This window comes from Chloroflexota bacterium (assembly GCA_040902225.1).
Classification (GTDB): Bacteria; Chloroflexota; Limnocylindria; order QHBO01; family QHBO01; genus CF-167.
The window spans coordinates 22,284-28,283 of the sequence record JBBDXT010000006.1 but is presented as its reverse complement, the minus strand read 5'-3'; the positions used below and the strand labels follow the sequence as shown (position 1 = coordinate 28,283).

The 6,000-nt window shown below is 64.3% G+C and carries 4 protein-coding genes; all 4 read right to left on the bottom strand.

Annotation, left to right across the window (positions count from 1 at the left end):
- The coding region (locus tag WEB29_08555; protein MEX2136979.1) for a hypothetical protein at positions 1-222 on the bottom strand (222 nt) is incomplete at its 3' end.
- Between the two features lie 122 nt (positions 223-344).
- Positions 345-3,845 (bottom strand): DNA-directed RNA polymerase subunit beta, encoded by a 3,501-nt coding sequence (locus tag WEB29_08550; protein MEX2136978.1) that lies wholly within the window; start codon positions 3,843-3,845, stop codon positions 345-347.
- Between the two features lie 372 nt (positions 3,846-4,217).
- The gene (locus WEB29_08545) at positions 4,218-5,066 is read right to left on the bottom strand and encodes an IS1 family transposase (protein MEX2136977.1); all 849 of its coding nucleotides are present in this window, start codon (positions 5,064-5,066) and stop codon (positions 4,218-4,220) included.
- A gap of 165 nt (positions 5,067-5,231) precedes the next feature.
- On the bottom strand, positions 5,232-5,975 hold the full coding sequence (locus WEB29_08540; protein ID MEX2136976.1) for a DUF5343 domain-containing protein: 744 nt from the start codon (positions 5,973-5,975) through the stop codon (positions 5,232-5,234).
- Positions 5,976-6,000 lie beyond the last annotated feature (25 nt).

Sequence of the window (6,000 nt, the reverse complement as noted above, 5' to 3'; positions counted from 1 at the left end):
GATGATCCCCTTGTAGCGGATCCGCTTGTACTTGCCGCAGTAGCACTCCCAGTCCTTGGTGGGGCCGAAGATGCGCTCGTCGAAGAGACCGTCCTTCTCGGGCTTGAGGGTGCGGTAGTTGATCGTCTCCGGCTTGGTGACCTCACCCGACGACCAGCTCTTGATCTGATCGGGCGAGGCGAGGCTGATGCGGATCGCGTCGAAGTTGTTGACTTCCAGCATGAGTGGCTTACGGCTCCTGCGGCTGACGCCGCTTCTGGCACGGTACGCCAGGGCTGACCAGGCCCCGGCTCGAAATGGACCGATGGGTGGGGCGCGACGCCATCACGGCGCCGCTCCCCGGACTATTCCTCAAATCCCTGGAGGTTGATGCCACCCAGGTCCGGCAGCGGGTAGCTGCCGGTGTCCTCGATGAAGCGGATCTCTTCCTCGTTCTCGTTCAGGATCTCGACCGACAGGCCGAGTGCCTGGAGCTCCTTGATCAACACCTTGAATGACTCCGGAACTCCCGGCGGCTGAATCTCCTCTCCCTTGACGATCGCCTCGTACGTCTGCACGCGGCCCATCACATCGTCGCTCTTGACGGTGAGCAGCTCCTGGAGGATGTTCGCCGCGCCATAGGCTTCCAGCGCCCAGACCTCCATCTCGCCGAAGCGCTGGCCGCCGAACTGCGCCTTGCCACCCAGCGGCTGCTGGGTGATGAGCGAGTAGGGGCCCGTGCTGCGGGCGTGGATCTTGTCCTCCACCAGGTGGTGGAGCTTGAGCATGTAGATGTAGCCGACCGTCACGCGGTGGTCGAACGGCTCCCCCGTCCGGCCGTCGCGCAGGACCGTCTTGCCGTCCTCGCTGACCACCGAGCCCTTGACCGCGGCCGCCTTCTTCAGCGACGCCGTGATCTGCGCCTCGGTCGCCCCGTCGAAGACCGGGGTGGCGGCCTTGAGGCCAAGCACCTTCATGGCCCAGCCGAGATGCGTCTCGAGGATCTGGCCGATGTTCATGCGGCTCGGCACGCCGAGCGGGTTCAGGACGATGTCGACCGGCGTCCCGTCCGGCATGAGCGGCATGTCCTCAACCGGCAGGATCTTGGCGATCACGCCCTTGTTGCCGTGGCGGCCGGCCATCTTGTCGCCGACCGCGATCTTGCGCTTCTGGGCCACGCTGACGCGGACCAGGCGGTTCACGCCCGGTAGCAGCTCGTCGCCACTCTCGCGGCTGAACTGGCGGACGTCGACCACGATGCCGCGCTCGCCGTGCGGCAGTCGCAGCGAGCTGTCCTTCACCTCTCGCGCCTTCTCGCCGAAGATGGCTCGCAGGAGACGCTCCTCGGCGGTCAGCTCGGTCTCGCCCTTGGGCGTGATCTTGCCGACCAGGATGTCGCCGGGGGTCACCTCGGCCCCCTCGTAGATGATCCCGTCCTCGTCGAGGTTGCGCAGGCTCTCCTCACCGACGTTCGGAATGTCCCGCGTGATCTCCTCGGGTCCCAGCTTGGTGTCGCGGGCCTCGATCTCGTGCTTCTCGATGTGGATCGACGTGAACAGGTCCTCGCGGACGAGCCGCTCGCTGATCACGATCGCATCCTCGTAGTTGCCGCCCTCCCAGGGCAGGAAGGCGACCAGGATGTTCTGGCCCAGCGCCATCTCGCCCTGGTCGGTGCTCGACGAGTCGGCCAGGACCTGCCCGGCCTGCACGCGGACGCCAACGTCGACAATCGGTCGCTGGTTGATGCAGGTCCCCTGGTTGCTGCGCAGGAACTTCTTGAGGTGATACGTGTCGCGCACGTCCCCCTCGTCGCGCTCGACCTGGATGTCGGCCGAGGTGACGCTCACGACCGTCCCACCAGCCTCCGCCACGACCACCTGCTGGCTGTCGAAGGCGGCCCGGTACTCGACGCCGGTTCCCACCACCGGGGCCTCGGGCTGAAGCAGCGGAACCGACTGGCGCATCATGTTCGAGCCCATCAGCGCCCGGTTGGCGTCGTCGTGCTCGAGGAACGGGATCATGGCGGTCGCCACGCTGACGATCTGCTTGGGGCTGACATCCATGTAGTCCACGTCCTCGTTGACCTGGACATGGAACTCGTCGCGATAGCGGACCATCACGCGGTCCTCGATGAAGTGGTTCCCATCATCGAGCGGCGCGTTCGCCTGCGCGATGTAGAACTTCTCCTCCTCGTCGGCTGCCAGGTACTTGATCTCGGAAGTGACCACGGGCACGATCCGAACCGAGGCCAGCTTGTTCTCCTTGATGGCCGCCCAGAGCTCGTCGTCGATCCCGGCGCCGGCCTTGGCCAGCTTCTTGCCGTGGTCGCCGACGATCAGGTCTTCGGCCAGCACCTCCCCCAGTGCGTCCGCCTGCTTGTCGCGATACGAGACGAACTTGCGCACCTCGCGGTACGGCGTCTCGATGAAGCCGTGCTCGTTGATCTTGCCGTAGGTCGCCAACGAGCCGATGAGGCCGATGTTCGGCCCTTCGGGGGTCTCGATCGGGCACATCCGGCCGTAGTGCGACGGGTGGACGTCGCGCACGTCGAATCCGGCGCGCTCGCGCGACAGGCCGCCCGGGCCCAGCGCGGAGAGGCGGCGCTTGTTGGTCAGCTCGGCGAGCGGGTTGGTCTGGTCCATGAACTGGGACAGCTGGCTGCCGCCGAAGAACTCCTTCATCGCCGCCACCACCGGGCGGATGTTGATGAGCGAGTTCGGCGTGGCCTGCTCGGCATCGGTGATCGTCATCCGCTCCTTGACGACCCGCTCCATGCGAAGCAGCCCGATGCGGAACTGGTTCTGGATCAGCTCACCGTTGGCGCGGATGCGCCGATTGCCGAGATGGTCGATATCGTCGCCGGTGCCACGGCCGTTGTTGAGCTCGATCAGCTTGCCGATGATCGCCACGATGTCGTTGCGGCTGATGACGCGCGACTCGCGCGTGGTCTCGCCGCCCTCCGCGGGCAAGGCGATCTTCAGCTTGCCCGCGACATCGGCGAGCGCCTTGTTGAGCTTGTAGCGGCCGACCCGGCCGAGGTCATAGCGGCGGAAGTTGAAGAAGAGGCTCTGCACCAGCGCCCGCGCGTTGTCGACGGTGGGCGGATCGCCGGGGCGCAGCTTCTTGTAGACCTCGATCAGGGCCTCGTCCTGGGTGGCGGCGGGGTCCTTGTCGAGCGTCAGCGAGACGTATGGGTGCTCGGGGTGGTCGTCTGCCGGGCCGAAGGTGCGGAGCATCTCGGCGTTGTCCTCGACGCCCACAGCGCGCAGCAGCGTCGTGACCGGGATCTTCCGCTTTCGGTCGACCTTCACGCTGAGCAGGTCCTTGTTGCTGGTCTCGAACTCGAGCCAGGCGCCACGATTCGGAATCACCTTGGCGGCAAACAGGATGCGCCCGGTGGCGGGATCCTCTGCCCCGGTGTAGTAGACGCCAGGCGAGCGGACGAGCTGCGACACCACGACCCGCTCGGCGCCGTTGATGATGAAGGTGCCCTGCTCCGTCATCCACGGGAAATCGCCCATGAAGACGGTCTGGTGCTTGACCTCGTCGGTCTCCTTGACGATCAGGTCGACCTCGACCTTGAGCGGCTTGGAGTAAGTCAGGTCACGAGTGCGACACTCGTTCTCATCGAACTTCGGCTCTTCGAAATAGTAATCGCGGAAGTGCAGCTCGAGATTCTTGCCGGTGAAGTCGGTGATCGGGGTGATCTCGTCCAGCAGTTCGCGAAGGCCGGTCTGGACGAACCAATTGAAGGATTCGGTCTGGGTCTGGATCAGGTTCGGGAGGGGAAGGACCTCCGGAATATGTGAGAAGTTTTCACGAATCGGGGCCAGCTCAAATCGGCTGGCTGACTCGGCCAATGCCATTCAGGACTCCTCGAAGAGGACATGGTGGGGCGCGGACACGCGAACGAGCAGTTTAGATCAGACCGATGCGCTTCGTCAAGTGAAGCGGTAACCACGGTAGTGCATCAGTTTGATCCGCGGAAGTAGGCTGGTGGCCTAGGGGTCAGTAGTCGCAGAAGGGAGCGGTCAGACCATGCGGGGAGTCGAGTGCGATGTTCCAAACTGCGCGCATCTCCACGCCGAGGATGACGACCAGCTAGTTCAGGAAGCGATGCGCCACTCGCAAGAAGTCCATCCGGAGGAGGAGTTCCCGGAGTCGGCGGCTCGTGAGTTCGTGCAGAAGGGTGCCTTTGACGACACTCAGCACATGGCGGGTGGCGGCACCACTAGCGGCTAGTCGAGCAGCGCTGCGATCTCCTCACAGGTCCAGATGTGATTGCTGATCCCCGCCGCCATCGCGGGGGTCTGAGGATAGGGGTTCGCAAGCGATCGATGAGGTCGGGCGAAGTTGTAGTGCATGTGGTGCAGCGCCACCGCCGCCGCGTGATTGCGGAGCTTCTTTGAGAAGGCGTTCGTGAGGCGGGTGAAGCGGCGACTGCTCATCCGCAGGGTCAGGTTCGACCGCTCGATGTAGCTGGTGCTGATGCGGTCCGGGTCCGGGGAGCCTTGGATCACCCGGACCTCTTGGCTGGTGACGACCTGCGGGCTGTACTTGCGGGCTTGCGGGGCGTCGTCGCGGCCGTCGGAGCCGTAGGTCTTAATGAGCATGGCGTAGTCAACGTTCCGCCCAAACTCACGCTCGATCGCGGTCAGGTAGCCAAGGTGTCCATCGGTCGTCAACTGCACCCGGTTCGCGAGCCGGGAGCCAAGGTCGGCGATGAAGGCATAGGCGTCGTCGGCCTCGCGGGTTCCCACCAGCCACGCTGGGATGAGCTTCGTGTCTGCATCAATGGCGGTCCAGGTCCACACGTCGCCGTAGCCGACCTTCCCGGCATACTGCTCGGGGACGTTCTTCTGCTTGGCATGGCAGAAGGCCCAAATCTCGTCGCACTCGATGTGCGTCGAGTTCAGGTTGCGGAGCGTCCCGCTCTGGTACTCGGTGGCTGCGTCGCCAAGCTCGACCAGCAGCTTCATGATCGTGTTCTGCGCGAACCCGGTCATGCGGCTGGTGGAGCGGATGGAGTTTCCCTCAACCAGCGTGCGGATGATCTGCGCTCGTTCGGTGCAGCTCAACCTGTTCATACTGCGATGATGCTTGAGGATCGTGACAGCAGTGTGTCGCGATGCTTGAGCACCACGAAAACAGGCGTGCTAGACTGAGAATCGGTGGTGGAGGCGGCGGGAATCGAACCCGCTGCGTCGGGCGCTAACCCCAGCGCAGCGCGGCCAGCGCCGCCCCCACCGCTTCTAGTCCGCTTCCCCCGAAGCGTCGGCCTCAGACGCTGGTCTAGACGCAGCGCGACGCGCCCGCCCGATGATGCGCCGGGCCTGGCCGATGGCATCCCACGCCTTCTGGTACTCGTCCTCGTCCTCGATCAAGTCGAGTTGGGTGAGGTCGAATACCAAGCTGTCTCCCGAGTCCGCGCCCAGCTCGGCTGAACGCTTCGTGTGAGTCGTCCCGGTTGATCCGCGAAGGCGGACCTGCCGGCCCCCGACCTGTCGCCCAGGGGACCCATTTGCCCGCATGGCACGCTGGCGCGGAGCCTCTAAGACCGGCATTCCGGCTGCGCGACACAGACCGAGGAACAGCATCACCATCCGCTCGGATTGCGAACGTGGCTGGTATCGGCGGAATTGCGAAATGATGGTGGCTTGGGTGTCTTGGGCTGGGTCAATCCGGCTGAGATCGGCGCTGTATGCATCGCGAATCCTTGCCGCGAGCAGTTCTCGCCATTCCTCGTCCGTCGCAGCGGCGATGGCCTCAAGAGCGTCGGTCGGTTCGCCATTCGGGTGAATCAATCCGAGAAAGCGAAGGGCATCCAGCACTCGACCCCGACTGGCACCAGTGATTCTGGCGACATCCAGGAATTCGGGGTCAATGGCCTCCGGCAGATTGATACGCCGGATACGCTCGATGACGCCGACTACGTTCGCAGCAGCCGCGTAGGGACGGTGATTATCGTTGGTGACAAGTTGTTCGCGGTCGATCATCAGGGCTTGCTCCTGTCCATACCCT